We start from the raw sequence: 14545 nt of genomic DNA on the forward strand, positions 1-14545 counted from the left end.
TATTATTTTTAAGAGGTTAATACCCAGGTATCTTTACTGCCACCACCTTGTGAGCTATTTACGACCAATGAGCCTTCTTTTAGCGCTACACGGGTTAATCCGCCCGGGACGATGGAGATTCCATCAGGGCCATACAGTGCAAAAGGACGAAGATCGATTCTGCGGGGTTCTAATTTTCCATTAATAAAGCAAGGTGCAGCGGATAAACTGATGGTGGGTTGTGCGATGAAATTTCGAGGGTCTTTTAATATTTCGAGCTTGTATTCTTCGATTTCTTGTTCGGATGCGGCATGTCCCATTAACATTCCATAACCTCCACTGCCATTTGTTTTTTTGACAACCATTTTATTGATATTAGCAAAAACGTGTTCAAGTTCATCGGCATTGCTCAATTGATGTGTGGGAACATTTTTTAAAATAGGTTCTTCGTTTAAATAGTATCGAATCATATCTGGTACATAGGTGTACACGGCTTTATCATCGGCCACGCCATTTCCGGGTGTGTTGATGATGGCTACATTTCCTTTACGGTAAGCACTCATTAATCCGGCTACGCCCAACACACTGTTCGGATTAAATACCAATGGATCTAGGTAATCGTCATCCACGCGGCGGTAAATCACATCTACTTGCTGTAAACCGGTGGTTGTTTTCATGAAAACACAATGGTTTTTCACAACTAAATCTCTTCCTTCAACCAATTCTACACCCATTAGACGTGCAAGCGTAGTGTGTTCATAATAGGCGGAGTTGTACATGCCTGGACTTAAAAGAACCACGGTAGGGTTGGCCACCGCTCTCGGTGATAGAGATACTAAATTTTTATAAAGGATACTGGGATATTCGGTAACGCTACGAACGTTGCATTGCGGAATTAAATCAGGGAATAAACGCTTCGTGATTTCTCTATTTTCCAGCATGTAGCTTACACCAGAAGGGGTACGTAAATTATCTTCCAAAACGTAAAAGGTACCATCGTAGTCGCGGATTAAATCAATGCCTGCTATGTGGATGTAGATGTCGTGCAGTACGTTTACGTTATGCATTTCCCTTAAAAAATGGGGACAAGAATAAATCACATTGGTAGGAACAATTTTATCTTTTACAATAAATTGATTGCTATAGATATCTTTTAGAAATAGATTGAGGGCTTTTAAGCGTTGTTTAATGCCTCCTTCTATAAAACTCCATTCGCTGGCAGTGAGTATTCTGGGGATGATATCAAATGGGAATATTTTCTCAATTCCTTCTCCACTATCGTAAACGGTAAAGGTAATTCCTTGACTCATGAACAATTTTTTTGCTAATTCTTCTTTTTTGTTCAGATTATCCAAGGATTCTTTAGAGAAGTTTTTAATGAAATTTTGATAATGGTCTCGGTGGTTTTTGCCATTTAAGAACATTTCATCATAAATATTGGCGCTGTTTGAGTAATTTTTAATGAAATTTTCTATCATATCACTTGAATTATGTGCTTAATTTATGATTTTTATGATAAATAACACGTTTTTCTCGCTATAAATTATAATTTATTTGATTTTTTAAATGATTTTTATTGTGTTTTTTATTTTTTTATCTGTTTTTTGAATAAAAAATATAAATTTTGTCTTAATTATTTGGAATTTATATAAAAAATTGTACTTTTGTGATGCTCGTTAATTATTATTATATATTTGGTTTAAGAAAAAGTGCTGGCAACGGCACTTTTTTTATACTAACAAATAAAAGACTTATTCATAATCAACATAAACCAAACAACCTAAACTAAACAAAGCTTCATTGGGAAACCCTTGAGGCTTTATTTTTTTAGATAGGTTGCTTTTCATGAATGGCTGCAAATAATCGCCTTCATATGAATTCCTTGTTAAGTTGACGTGATATTTTTGAGCGACATGCTTGTAAAACAAACATTCAAAATTGCAGTCATTAACCGAAGTGCGTCCGTCAATCCCGAATACTCGAGATGTACCCCTAATGCTCGGGACGTACCACTAGCAGCGGGAGAAAATAAAAACAGTTGCAGAAACATTCGAATGTGTACCACCGAGTATTGTTCTATCAGTTTTGTGTGATGATTAAATCGTGGTTACAAAACGAATCTTCACAAAACCTAGCGATCTTGTTTTTGTTTTGCGCCAAGGGCTTACGCGCAAAGCTGCCTAGTCGGATTGATAAAGGCTTTTGGCTACTTTTGGCTACAAAAGTAGAGGCCCTGCCGGCAGGAGACAAAAAAGGGAAAAGCGGAGATTGAGCTTCTAACGCATATCTGCACCAAACATTATTCTTCAATTAAAAAAGGCTGGGATAAAAAAAAGCTACCTCTGTGTTTAGAGATAGCTTTAGCATTATGTTTTGTTATTTGTTTATGCTTCTGTGTAAGAAATCTTGTTAACATGACGATCGATTTCCCATTTGCTCATACCTTCATCACCAATTACGTCAAACAATTCAAGGGCTCTACGCGCTTTATATTCTTCTTCGCGTTGCTCTTTTAAGAACCAATTTAAAAATTCGATTGTAACATAGTCTTGTTCTTTGTGACATTTAGCTACAATGTTTTTAAAGCTTTGTGTAATGGCAATTTCGGCTTCCAAAGCATCTTCAAAAACTTCTCTGAAGCTGGTAAATTCAGTTTTAATACCTGTTACTTCCGGAGAAATTGCATTTCCACCCATGTCTAACACATATTTAAACAATTTTAATTGGTGCATTCTTTCTTCTTCTGCTTGTTTTGCAAAATAGTCAGCAGAAAATTCAAATCCGTTTTGGTCACACCAAGATGACATTGATAAATATAATGATGAAGAATGAGCTTCTTTTTTTACTTGTTGATTTAAAAGCGTTTCAATATCCTGAGATAGTAAGCTTTTAATGCGCATTAAATCTTTCATAGTTCCTTTACTTTAAATGATAAAACAAAGATACGGTGCAAATAACGAAAGCGTACCATTTATTTGCAATATGAAATTAGTCTAAATTGCTGTATTGTAGCTGTTTATAATCAGTTTAAATAAGCGAGAAAAGGGAAAGATACAGGGAAGACTTTGTTAAACAGCCAAGCGATAAAGGCAATCGCTAATCATGTGATTAAGTTTAAACATGGTGAAAGTACCTTGTAATAAATCTTTTAAAGCAATGATTTCTAAGGCGCTTAATAAATAAATATGATCACAACCGTTAAATGTAATCAATTCAAAATCCGCACGCTGTGTGTTTAATAGAAGGTACTCGATATCAACTTCTTCAATAACTTTTTTTAATTTTTGAAGCGATAAACAGCTGTAACGGGCGAATTTTCCTCCAAAATCAACATAAAAGCAATTCAATTTATCTGATTGATAAACCGAGCCATGTGCATTGGAGAATACGTTAACTAATTCGTTTAGATTGATACAAGCCTTTTCCATTGATTGCAAATGTTGCTATTATTTAGATTAAATACAAATAAAAATGAAAATAATTTATTGCAGCCTATTATATAAGGTATAGGCTGTTTGAATAATTAGGTTTATAAGGGGTTTACAGTTGACTTAATTTAAAGGTTTCTGCTACGCGGATTCCTTTTTCTGTTCGTTGGAGCGTGCAGCATTCGTTATTTGGGTCGTGCTCTAAGTATAATACATAGCCGTTATCAACTGCTTCTTCTAAAAAAGCTTGTTTTTCCGTTAAAGTAATGAGCGGAAACATGTCGTAAGCCATCACGTAGGGAAGGGGCAAGTGTCCAACAGAAGGGAGTAAGTCTGCCATGTAAACGATAGTTTTACCTTTATAGTTAATTTTTGGCAACATCATCGCATCGGTATGACCGTAGGCAAAGCTGATATGAATGTCTTTTTGCCATTCAATATTTTCTTTTTCTTCAACAAACTTTAATTGTCCGCTTTCTTGAATTGGTAAAATGTTTTCTTTCAGGAAAGAAGCTTTTTCACGTGCATTTGGTTCTACCGCCCATTGCCAGTGTTTTTCGTTGCTCCAATAACTTGCATTCTTAAAGGTTGGAAGAAGTTTGCCCTCTTTTCTTATTACTGCACCACCTACGTGATCAAAATGTAAATGGGTTAGGAAAACATCGGTAATGTCATCTAATCCAAAGCCTAAACTGTTTAGAGATTTTTCCATTGAATCATCTCCATGAAGGTAATAATGGCTGAAAAATTTTTCATCTTGTTTATTGCCAATACCGGTATCTACTAATACGAGTTTATTTTCATCTTCAATTAATAAACAACGCATCGCCCAGGTGCAAAGGTTGTTTGCGTCTGCAGGATTGGTTCTTTGCCAGATGCTTTTAGGGACAACGCCAAACATGGCTCCGCCATCTAATTTAAAAAGACCTGTATTGATTGTGTGTAGTTTCATATTTTGTGAATAGTGAATAGTGAATAGTGAATGGGCAGAGTTAAAATTAAAGTGTTTTAGCGATTAGCCCACTAATCATTTTGAATATAGCGAGCATAAGTGGTTCTATACTGCTTAAATCTTCTCGGTTAATATAGTTTAAAAGTATTAAGGCTTCAATTTGGGTGTCTATCTCTACTAATGAGCTTCGGCTCATTTCGTAAAATCTTTTTCTTTCTAGGGATGATTTTCTTGCTGCGCCTTCAGCAATATTTGAACAAATTGAAATGGATGCTCTTTTTAGCTGAGAAACCAAATTGTATTTTTCATCGGTTGGCAGTTTTTTAGTTAGTACGTAGATTTCTTTTACAAGTAATAGGGATGCTTTATAAACCTCAAGATTTTTGTGATTTAATTTTAGCATGATGTTTGTAAATGTAATTAAAAAAAAATGAGCTAAGAATAATCAAAGCCCATTTTTATATGTATTTATTTAGTAAATCTAATCACTATTGACAATTCACTATTAGCCATTCACTATCAGCTATTGCCTAATTTACAAGTGAATAACTTCTCCGTATGCATCAGCAGCAGCTTCCATAATCGCTTCGCTCATGGTAGGGTGTGGATGAACCGATTTAATCATTTCGTGACCCGTTGTTTCTAATTTACGTGCCACTACAATTTCAGCAATCATCTCAGTTACGTTTGCGCCAATCATGTGTGCGCCTAATAACTCGCCGTATTTAGCATCAAAAATTAATTTTACGAAACCATCTTTTGCACCAGCAGCACTTGCTTTACCAGAAGCTGAGAATGGGAATTTACCAATTTTCAATTCGTATCCTGCTGCTTTTGCTGCTTTTTCCGTATAGCCAACCGAAGCAATTTCTGGTGTACAATACGTACATCCTGGGATGTTGTTGTAATCTAAAGGCTCAGCGTGTTGACCCGCAATTTTCTCAACACAGATGATTCCTTCTGCAGATGCAACGTGCGCCAATGCTTGACCGCCAACTACATCACCAATGGCGTAATACCCTTTTACAGAAGTGTTGTAGAACTCGTCTGTTACGATTTTTCCTTTTTCGGTTTTAATACCGGTTTCTTCTAGACCGATGTTTTCGATGTTTGCCACAATACCTGCTGCAGAAAGAACGATATCGGTTTCGATTGTTTGCATTCCTGAGGCAGTTTTTACAGAAACTTTGCAACCGGTACCACTGGTATCAACAGATTCAACGCTTGATGAAGTTAGAATTTCAATGCCTACTTTTTTAAGGCTGCGTAATAGTTGTTTTGAAACATCTTCGTCTTCTACAGGAACAATGTTTTCCATGAATTCTACGATGGTCACTTTTGTACCCATAGTAGCATAAAAATAGGCAAACTCAACACCAATAGCACCTGAGCCTACAACTACCATGCTTTTTGGTAATTCAGGAAGTACCATGGCTTGGCGGTAGCCGATAATTTTTTTGCCATCCTGCTTCAAGTTTGGTAATTCTCTTGAACGAGCACCTGTTGCAATGATGATATGTTTTGCTGATAATTCTTTTTGAGAACCGTCAGATACTTTAACCTCTAATTTGTTTCCCGGTTTTACTTTACCGGTGCCCATAATTACGTCAATTTTATTTTTTTTCATTAAAAATTGAACGCCTTTGCTCATGCCTTCGGCTACACCACGACTGCGTTTTACAACAGCAGCAAAATCGGCTGTTGCGCCTGCGGTTGTAATTCCGTAATCTGCAGCATGGTTAATGTATTCAAAAACCTGTGCGCTTTTTAATAAGGCTTTGGTTGGAATACAGCCCCAGTTTAAACAAATACCCCCTAAAGATTCGCGTTCAACAATGGCTACTTTAAGTCCAAGTTGAGAAGCTCTGATAGCAGCTACGTAACCACCTGGTCCGCTGCCTAAAACAATTACGTCGTAATTCATATCTATTTCAAGAAATAACTTTTTGTTTTGATGTAAGTATGCAACTCCAGTTAGGAGAGGGCTCTGATTTCAGATGACCCCTGCGGCTTTTAATTAAAAGTACCGCATTACAAATCATTTAGTTTATCAATCCTTAATGCAAGCCAAAACTAAAAAAAAAATGTTAATTGACGGTCTAAATCTGAAATATCGAACAAAGAAAACTGTAAAAATGACAAATGAAAATGGCTAGTGCTTTTGTGTAGATGGCGATGTGATGTGCGATTTTAAAGTTTCTTAACAACTCTATAAAATATTTGACTGCGAAAGTCTTGAAAAACAAAATTTACTGTTGAATTATTTTGATTGCTTCAGTTTTGTTGCTAAATGCACGAAAGTATTTGCTGGATTAACGTTTTTTACTAAAATACGTCTTTTTGTGTAGCTAGTTTGTAGTTGTTTATTGTGATATATTGAATTTTTGTTAAGTTTTTGTGTTTACTTGATAAAATTTGTAGACTTTTTTTAGAGGAAATGTATCTTGTTGTATAATTTATTGATAAAGTGTAAGTTGATAGCTTTATTTCGACTGTTAATTGTTGAAAAAAAATGACTTAATTAACGGTAATTTAACATTGAATGTTAAAATGTGTTAAATTTTATTAAGTACATTTGTCGCGTAAATTCAATTAGAGTTTTATTAACAACAAAAAACAATTAAAAAAAACAAAGTATGAAGAAATCTTTACTAAGATTAGTTCTTGTTTTTACTGTCCTTGTAGGTATTGCCTTTGGAGCGGATGCTCAGGTAACCACATCGGCTATGACAGGTACTATTAAGGACGCTAAAGGCGCCTTACCTGGTGCAAGTGTTAAAGCTACGCACACGCCAACTGGAACTGTATATTCAGTTTCATCAAACAATGAAGGTAGATTTGTGATTAACAACATGCGTGTTGGTGGTCCTTATACTATTGAAGTAACGTTTTTGGGTTATCAACCTGAAAAAGTAACCGACGTTTATTTAAAATTAGGTGAAACATTTTCTTTCCCTGTTGTTTTAAATGACGAAGGAGGTAAGAATTTAGAAGAAGTAGTAGTAAGTGGTGCAAAAGCAGGTATAATGAGCAGTAAACGTACTGGTGCATCTACAACTGTAACAAAAGCACAAATTGAATCTCTTCCTACTATTACAAGATCTTTGCAAGATTTTACGCGTTTAACACCACAAGCAAATGGTAACTCATTTGGTGGTACAAATAATCGTTATAACAGTATCACTATTGACGGTGCTGTAAATAATGATGTATTTGGTTTATCAGGTAGCGGTGCTCCAGGTGGCCAAGCTGCAACTCAGCCTATCTCTTTAGATGCGATACAAGAACTTCAAGTAAATTTAGCACCATTTGATGTTACGCAAGGTAACTTTACAGGAGGTAGTGTAAATGCTGTAACCCGTTCTGGTTCAAATAAATTTGAAGGTTCTGTTTATTTTTTTGGTAGAAATGAGAATACAATTGGTAAAAGTGTTGATGGCTTAAAAACAAAAGCAGCTGATTTTTATAATAATCAATTTGGAGCTCGTTTAGGTGGCCCAATTATTAAGAACAAATTATTCTTCTTTGTAAGTGCAGAGGCTGGAAGAATTCAGCAACCAACGGCATTTAACGTAGGTGATCCAGGTTCGTTATTATCATTGACGGATGCGCAAACGATTACCAACACGTTAAAAAGTAGATACGGTTACGATCCAGGAAGTTATGATGCTATTAATGCTCAGACTCAAAACAATAAAATTCTTGCCAAAATTGACTGGAACATTAATAAAACCAATCAGTTGACATTGCGTCATAGCTATATTGATGCATTTGATGATAATATTTCAAGAAGTACTACTTCATTCCGTTTTGGAAACAACGCATATAAATTTGCGAATAATCAAAACATCTCAATTTTAGAGTTAAGAAGCGCGATTTCTCCTGCAGTTTCTAATAATTTAATTATTGGTTATTCAAGAATTAGAGATGCTAGAGAAATAGCTGGAACATTATTTCCTCAAATTCAGATCAACAATATGGGCGGTATTTCAGGAAACTCAGCTGTTGTAGGTAGTGAAAGAAGTTCTGCTGCGAATGAATTGGACCAAGATATTTTTGAGTTTACCGACAACTTAAAGATTTTTGCGAATAAGCATACGTTCACCATTGGTACGCATAATGAGTTCTTTAAATTTAGAAACTTATTCATAAATAACTTTAACGGATCATATACGTATAATAACTTAGCTGATTTCGTTGCAGGAAATGTTAAACCATTAACGGCTACGGCTACTTTCTCAAATATTCCAGGTGAGCGTACTCCAGCTGCTAGATTTAGCGCTGCTCAATTAGGTTTCTATGCGCAAGATGAGATTGATGCCTTTACAGGATTTAAGTTGACTGCTGGTTTAAGAGTAGATGTTCCTTTGTTTTTTGATGATCCTGCTGCAAACCCATTGGTTCCTGCGACATTTAATGGTTTAAAAACAGATCAAACTCCTTCAGGTCAAATTTTAGTTTCACCTCGTGTTGGTTTCAACTGGGATTTAACTGGAACGCGTTCTATTCAAGCGCGTGGAGGTATTGGTTTATTTACAGGTCGTGTGCCGTTTGTTTGGTTATCAAATCAATTTACAAACTCTGGTATGTTGTACCAAACAGTTAATGCAACAAGCAGTACAGGTAACTTTATAGCCGATCCTACTCAACAGAGTGGAATTTCTGGTACTACTGTAGCTACTTATGAGGTGGATTTATTAAAACAAAACTACCGTTTACCACAAACATTGCGTTATAACTTAGCGTTTGATTTCAAATTGCCAGGTGGTGTAATAGGTACTTTAGAGGGGATTTATTCTAAAACTGTTAACAACGTTTTATATCAAAATCTTAACTTAAAACCTTCAACTGCTACAATTCCTTCGTCATTAACAGGCGGTGCAGATAACCGTCCGTTGTACACGTATCCAACTGCAGCAGGTAAGGTTAACCCAACCTTTACAAATGCCTTGTTATTATCAAACACAAGTAAAGGTAGTGCATACAACTTAACAGCTCAATTGCAAAAAAATTGGATGTTCGGTTTATCAGGAATGATTGCATATACATATGGTCAATCTAAAGATATTAATTCAGGTACAAGTAGTACAGCATTATCGAATTATGCATTTGTTCAAATCGTAAATGATCCTAACAATCCACCATTGGCGTATTCAAATTATGATGTTCGTCATAGAATTGTTGGTAATTTATCTTACGGTATTAAATATGGTAAAAACAAAGCTTCTGGAACGAGCTTATCATTAGTTTATGTTGGTAAGTCAGGTACTCCATTCACGTATTTATATAATGGTGATTTAAATCAAGATGGTAATACCGGTAACGATTTATTCTACGTGCCACGTAATGCAAGTGAGATTAAATTAGTTACAATTGCTGCTTCAGGAAGTAATCCAGCAATTACTCCAGCTGAGCAATGGACTGCTTTAAATGCTTTTATTGAAAGTGATCCTTATTTAAGAGAAAATAGAGGTAAATATACTGAGCGTAACGGCGCTAGAATGCCTTGGGAACACCAATTCGATTTAGCTCTATTACAAGATATTGGTACCTTAATTAAAGGAAGTAAAAATGTACTTCAATTATCATTCACAATTACAAATATCGGTAACATGTTGAATAATGATTGGGGTAGACAGTATTCATTGTCTAATACTTCGTATTCATTGGCTAGTTACAGTACTTCTTCTGGTGGTGGTTACACGTTCAGAGCACCTACAGGTGGTACAGCATATCAAGTATCTGCATTTGCTGCTAGATGGCAAGGACAATTTGGTGTGCGTTATATCTTTAACTAATATATCACCAAAATAAATTTAAAAGCCTCGATTTTTATCGAGGCTTTTTTTTGCAGATAGATTTTATGTATATTTATGAGTAAACAATTTAAATTAACACCAGCATGAAAACAATTTATTTACTACTATTGATTGTGAGCCTCTCATCATGTAAAAAAATAACCATTGATGATGAAGAAAAAACTTTTCTTTATGATGCTCCAGTCTCAAATGAAAATCCGATTATGTGGGGAGGGATGTACGTAACACTAAAGCCCGGTGGTAGAGCGGGTTTATTGTTAGGGGGAGATGTGATTTATGATGGAACCTATACAATAAAGAATGGGGAAGTGAAAGTCACGATAGGTAAGGAAATTCATTCTTTCAAAATTTTATCTCAAACGGAGATTAAATACCAGACTGGGCACATACTTAAGCTCGTTCAAAAATAAAATATATAAAAAGCTTATTACAAAGTCTTCTTATATATTATGCACAGATTATAGTTCAAGTCAATTCTTGGTTTCGTAAACAAAAGGCAATTTTTTAGACAGAAATTGCCTTTTTTGCTGCTTTTTTGTTTTTTATGGAGGCGCATCAATGAGTAAATTCTTTTTATGCATTCAGATTATAATTTTTAGGCAGATTTTTTGTTATAATAAATTAAAATTTTCACTTCAAATTTGCTTGCTAAAAAAATTAGTATAAATTTGTTGCGTTCGATACGTTTTTGTATTGATGTGTTCAACTAAGAGAATAGCATTATGACCGTTACCGTTTTAGCGATATTAGAAACCGATTTTCGTCCCGATCCTTCATTGAGTAAATTAATGAATAACCGTTTACAACAAGCTGCAGAAGAGCTTCAAAATGATAAATTAAAGGCATTAAATGAGGTTGGTAAGCGTGATGACGATGTGGTGGTCTATATTAGCTTTAACCCAAAATATAGCATCCGTTGGCGCATTGTGAACGATGTTGCAAAAGAAACAGAAGAATTTGTGTCAGAAGTTTGTGCCAATATGGGATATATTCCTTGGAAAACGGCTACATTAAATGTATTTAAAGGAAATGCTTAGACGCATAGCGGAATTCTTAGCCGTGTTTTGTTCGTTCCGCTTTTCATCTATGTTATCTTCGGTTTATAACGCCTCAGTGGTCGTTTACGGGATTTTTCTCTTGATTTTTGCCGAATTGGTCTTTGATCTTTCCGCTTTTCAAAAGGCTTATTTAGAGGGGATTTGCTTTTTTTTCATTTCTTCTTAAATTATTTTTCATATCCATTTGTGTATTAATGGTATTTGTTCTATATTTGCACCTCATTAAATAAAAAAGTAAAAACTAATATTTTAAACAATGTACGCAATAGTAAATATAGCAGGGCAGCAATTTAAAGTTGCTAAAGACCAGCACCTTTTTGTACACAGATTACAAGGAGATGAAGGCGCTAGTATTGAATTTGATAACGTATTGTTGGTTGATAACGGTGGTAAAATCACTGTAGGAGCTCCTGCAGTAAAAGGTGCTAAAGTTTCAGCTAAGATCGTATCTCATTTAAAAGGTGATAAAGTTATCGTTTTCCACAAGAAACGTAGAAAAGGTTACAAAAAGAAAAATGGTCACCGCCAATTTTTTACTAAGATTCAGATCTCTGATATCACTCTATAATTAATTGTTAACCCAACAATTCGCTTTGGCGGATTGCAAAATATAAAAACATGGCACACAAAAAAGGAGCCGGTAGTTCGAAAAACGGACGTGAATCGCATAGTAAGCGTTTAGGTATTAAAATTTTCGGTGGTCAAGAAGCGATTGCAGGAAACATTTTAGTACGTCAACGCGGAACAAAACACCATCCAGATAAAAATGTTGGTTTAGGTAAAGACCACACTTTATTTGCTTTAATTGATGGTACAGTAGTTTTCAAAAAGAAACAAGATAACAAATCATATGTTTCTGTAATTCCTGCTGTAGCTAAAGAAGAAGTTGTAGCGAAAGCTGCTCCAGCAAAAGCTGAGGCTGCTCCTGCAAAAAAAGCACCAGCTAAAAAAGCTGCTAAAAAAGAAACTACTGAAGAAGCTGCTTCTGCAGAATAATTAGTATCAACTTTATAGAAAGCCATTCTGACTTCAGAATGGCTTTTTTTGTGCTTCTTGAAGTTTTTCTGTTGGGGCATAAAAAAAGGTATTTGGAATGTCCCAAATACCTTTTATGTATGGCTGTTTTATATTTTAACTGGTACGTTGTAAAATTTGCTCCGTTAGGTTAAATAAAATCTCTTTTTGTTCTTTTGGTGCCGAAATATTGGCTAAGTTTTGAAAAGCTAAATCAGCATATTTTTTCATTTCCTTTTCAGCTTCCTGGCGTATGCTTAATTCATTGTAGATTTTTGTTACGCTGGCCACTTTCTCATTATTTGTAAATTCTTTTTTCGCGATCCAATCTTTTAACTCGTTGTTTGACGCCTTTTCTAGCGCTTTTAAAAGCAGAAAAGTCTTTTTGTTCGCAATGATATCACCTCCAACCTGCTTGCCAAATTTTTCGGGATCGGCATACACATCTAAAATATCATCCTGAAGTTGAAAGGCAATACCAATATTTTCGCCAAACTGCTCAATAAGGTCGGCATTTTCAGCGGATGCTCCACCAATGATAGCTCCTAACTTTAGTGCACCACCTAATAATACAGCTGTTTTAAGACGAATCATGTTAATGTATTCAGAAATGCTTACATCGTCGCGATTTTCATACTCCATGTCCAACTGTTGTCCCTCACATACGCCTTGTGCGGTAGCATTGAAGGTGTCTAAGACATCTTTTAGGAAAATAGTGTTTACTTGAGCTAAATTTTTATTGGCTTCAACCATCATCACATCACCACTCAAAATGGCCGTGTTGGTACTCCATTTTTCGTGTACAGTTGCTTGCCCACGACGTAGGGGAGCGTTATCCATGATGTCATCGTGTATCAGCGTGAAGTTGTGAAACACTTCGATGGCCATGGCAGCATGAATAGCTTCCTTGGCGTCTTTACCAAATAGTTCGGTAGCAATGAGCACTAATAAAGGACGAATGCGTTTTCCGCCTAAATTAATAATGTAAGTAATTGGTTCGTATAATTGTTTCGGTTGTTCTGGAAACGTAAGGTTTTTGATGGATGTGTCTAATAGTTGTTGTAATTGTTGTATGTTCGACATGTATTGTTACGGGTTAATCATGGTGCCGAAGGCATTTTCGCCTTCCATCATTTTACTAAATTTATCCTCCAAGGTAGTTTGTTTAACGATTGGATTCTCGCGCCAAAAATCAGCATTATATTTTATAGATTCTACAACATTTTTATCTTTTGTTTTTTTGCTTACAAGTTCAAATTTTTCATTTTTAAGTGAGGCGTCTTCTTGAAAAACCGTTAATAACGAACTTACGACCCCTTGGATTGGGTTTCGGCTCAAGGTATTGTTATAGCTTATTGAAAAATACATCTTTGTAGAGATGCATTCCAATACGTTTATTGCTGTTGAGCTGTTTTTAAATGTGGCAATTGTTTTAACAATAGGAGGAAAGGTTAAGCTTGTGTTTGCGTTTGTTGTAATGGGTAAATTATGAATGTTGTGTTCTACTCGATATATTTTAAAATCCTCTGTTCCTATATAAAATGTTGAATTTGAGTAACATTCGCTTTTGCTTTTTTTCTTTATTGTACACGTAATAACGGCAATACTTTGGTCGCCTTGCTCAATGTATTTATCAATTTCAATGGTGTATTTGCTGAGCGTTTTTTCGGTCACAAATGTTCCTGATTTTGGTTGCATGAGGTAACCACTAGCAGTAAAAGTAAAATAGGATTGATTACTTAAATCGAAGCCGATATTGTTTTTAACAGCAGCAAAACGGGTTTGCCGAGCAATCCAGCCTGTTGTTTTGGTTACTTTCCAGTCGATGTCGTAAAATATTTCGTTTATTCTGCTTGGCTTATTGTCTATCGTGGTTAATTGTCTATAAAAGGATTTTAAGTAATGTGCTTCCTCTTGATGTGTGTTCGCTAAGCTAAATGCCTTCTGCAACAATCGCATGCCTTGAAAAGGGTCAATTTTAACTTCTTCAAGATTAATACTAGCCTGCATTAATTTAACCGTAACCGGCTGCGCAGCGTCGTTTACCTGGATTTCAGTAGTTAAGTAACTAACATGACTAAATTTTAATTTGATTGGAACGCTAGTCGCCTTAATTACAAAATCACCATTTTCGTTTGTAATGGATGTGGTTTGCGCACCCACAATCATTAAAGAAACAAAAGGGATGGCTTCGCCAGTCGCTTGGTCAATTACTTTTCCCTGAATGGTTTGCGCATGGATTTTAATCCCTGAAAACAGCAGTAAAAAACATAAAAATAATTTTCCCATGCGTTG

Annotated in this window: 13 protein-coding genes; 5 read left to right on the top strand and 8 right to left on the bottom strand. The window is 35.4% G+C overall.

The features are described from left to right. Positions 1-8 precede the first annotated feature (8 nt). The 6 genes from ACJVDK_RS02060 to lpdA form a co-directional block, all read right to left on the bottom strand. Positions 9-1457 (bottom strand): circularly permuted type 2 ATP-grasp protein, encoded by a 1449-nt coding sequence (locus ACJVDK_RS02060; RefSeq protein WP_443938623.1) that lies wholly within the window; start codon positions 1455-1457, stop codon positions 9-11. Positions 1458-2363: 906 nt separating this feature from the next. Beyond that, positions 2364-2891: a ferritin gene (locus ACJVDK_RS02065; protein ID WP_443938624.1), complete on the bottom strand. Its 528-nt coding sequence runs from the start codon at positions 2889-2891 to the stop codon at positions 2364-2366. 156 nt (positions 2892-3047) lie between these two features. After that, complete coding sequence (locus ACJVDK_RS02070) at positions 3048-3407, bottom strand: hypothetical protein (protein ID WP_443938625.1); 360 nt, start codon at positions 3405-3407, stop codon at positions 3048-3050. 112 nt (positions 3408-3519) lie between these two features. Next, the gene (locus ACJVDK_RS02075) at positions 3520-4359 is read right to left on the bottom strand and encodes an MBL fold metallo-hydrolase (protein WP_443938626.1); all 840 of its coding nucleotides are present in this window, start codon (positions 4357-4359) and stop codon (positions 3520-3522) included. Between the two features lie 46 nt (positions 4360-4405). Further along, positions 4406-4762, bottom strand: a complete 357-nt coding sequence (locus tag ACJVDK_RS02080) for a four helix bundle protein (RefSeq protein WP_443938627.1) — start codon at positions 4760-4762, stop codon at positions 4406-4408. Between the two features lie 132 nt (positions 4763-4894). After that, the gene (gene lpdA, locus ACJVDK_RS02085; RefSeq protein ID WP_443938628.1) at positions 4895-6283 is read right to left on the bottom strand and encodes a dihydrolipoyl dehydrogenase; all 1389 of its coding nucleotides are present in this window, start codon (positions 6281-6283) and stop codon (positions 4895-4897) included. A 712-nt stretch (positions 6284-6995) separates the two neighbouring features. Here lpdA and ACJVDK_RS02090 point away from each other — a divergent pair. The 5 genes from ACJVDK_RS02090 to rpmA all read left to right on the top strand — a co-directional run bounded on the left by ACJVDK_RS02090 (position 6996) and on the right by rpmA (position 12232). Then, positions 6996-10157, top strand: a complete 3162-nt coding sequence (locus tag ACJVDK_RS02090; protein WP_443938629.1) for a TonB-dependent receptor — start codon at positions 6996-6998, stop codon at positions 10155-10157. 104 nt (positions 10158-10261) lie between these two features. Continuing rightward, the gene (locus ACJVDK_RS02095) at positions 10262-10588 is read left to right on the top strand and encodes a hypothetical protein (RefSeq protein ID WP_443938630.1); all 327 of its coding nucleotides are present in this window, start codon (positions 10262-10264) and stop codon (positions 10586-10588) included. 312 nt (positions 10589-10900) lie between these two features. Then, a complete protein-coding gene (locus ACJVDK_RS02100; protein WP_443938631.1) occupies positions 10901-11215 on the top strand; it encodes a hypothetical protein in 315 nt (104 codons plus the stop codon). Between the two features lie 277 nt (positions 11216-11492). Beyond that, on the top strand, positions 11493-11804 hold the full coding sequence (gene rplU / locus ACJVDK_RS02105; RefSeq protein ID WP_443938632.1) for a 50S ribosomal protein L21: 312 nt from the start codon (positions 11493-11495) through the stop codon (positions 11802-11804). A gap of 50 nt (positions 11805-11854) precedes the next feature. Further along, the gene (rpmA, locus tag ACJVDK_RS02110) at positions 11855-12232 is read left to right on the top strand and encodes a 50S ribosomal protein L27 (RefSeq protein WP_443938633.1); all 378 of its coding nucleotides are present in this window, start codon (positions 11855-11857) and stop codon (positions 12230-12232) included. A 135-nt stretch (positions 12233-12367) separates the two neighbouring features. On the opposite strand, the gene ACJVDK_RS02115 is transcribed toward rpmA, so the two are convergent. Further along, positions 12368-13333 carry a polyprenyl synthetase family protein gene (locus tag ACJVDK_RS02115; RefSeq protein ID WP_443938634.1) on the bottom strand — a complete coding sequence of 322 codons (966 nt, stop codon included), beginning with the start codon at positions 13331-13333 and terminating at the stop codon, positions 12368-12370. A 6-nt stretch (positions 13334-13339) separates the two neighbouring features. Then, on the bottom strand, positions 13340-14539 hold the full coding sequence (locus ACJVDK_RS02120; RefSeq protein WP_443938635.1) for a carboxypeptidase-like regulatory domain-containing protein: 1200 nt from the start codon (positions 14537-14539) through the stop codon (positions 13340-13342). Positions 14540-14545: the final 6 nt, after the last annotated feature.

The sequence above is a fragment of the Pedobacter paludisoli genome, assembly GCF_052344095.1.
In the GTDB taxonomy this organism is placed as follows: Bacteria; Bacteroidota; Bacteroidia; order Sphingobacteriales; family Sphingobacteriaceae; genus Pedobacter.

Coding starts and splice junctions, on each gene's coding strand:
- ACJVDK_RS02060 (WP_443938623.1), bottom strand. CDS start 1,457: ATGATAGAAAATTTCATTAAAAATTACTCAAACAGCGCCAATATTTAT.
- ACJVDK_RS02065 (WP_443938624.1), bottom strand. CDS start 2,891: ATGAAAGATTTAATGCGCATTAAAAGCTTACTATCTCAGGATATTGAA.
- ACJVDK_RS02070 (WP_443938625.1), bottom strand. CDS start 3,407: ATGGAAAAGGCTTGTATCAATCTAAACGAATTAGTTAACGTATTCTCC.
- ACJVDK_RS02075 (WP_443938626.1), bottom strand. CDS start 4,359: ATGAAACTACACACAATCAATACAGGTCTTTTTAAATTAGATGGCGGA.
- ACJVDK_RS02080 (WP_443938627.1), bottom strand. CDS start 4,762: ATGCTAAAATTAAATCACAAAAATCTTGAGGTTTATAAAGCATCCCTA.
- lpdA (WP_443938628.1), bottom strand. CDS start 6,283: ATGAATTACGACGTAATTGTTTTAGGCAGCGGACCAGGTGGTTACGTA.
- ACJVDK_RS02090 (WP_443938629.1), top strand. CDS start 6,996: ATGAAGAAATCTTTACTAAGATTAGTTCTTGTTTTTACTGTCCTTGTA.
- ACJVDK_RS02095 (WP_443938630.1), top strand. CDS start 10,262: ATGAAAACAATTTATTTACTACTATTGATTGTGAGCCTCTCATCATGT.
- ACJVDK_RS02100 (WP_443938631.1), top strand. CDS start 10,901: ATGACCGTTACCGTTTTAGCGATATTAGAAACCGATTTTCGTCCCGAT.
- rplU (WP_443938632.1), top strand. CDS start 11,493: ATGTACGCAATAGTAAATATAGCAGGGCAGCAATTTAAAGTTGCTAAA.
- rpmA (WP_443938633.1), top strand. CDS start 11,855: ATGGCACACAAAAAAGGAGCCGGTAGTTCGAAAAACGGACGTGAATCG.
- ACJVDK_RS02115 (WP_443938634.1), bottom strand. CDS start 13,333: ATGTCGAACATACAACAATTACAACAACTATTAGACACATCCATCAAA.
- ACJVDK_RS02120 (WP_443938635.1), bottom strand. CDS start 14,539: ATGGGAAAATTATTTTTATGTTTTTTACTGCTGTTTTCAGGGATTAAA.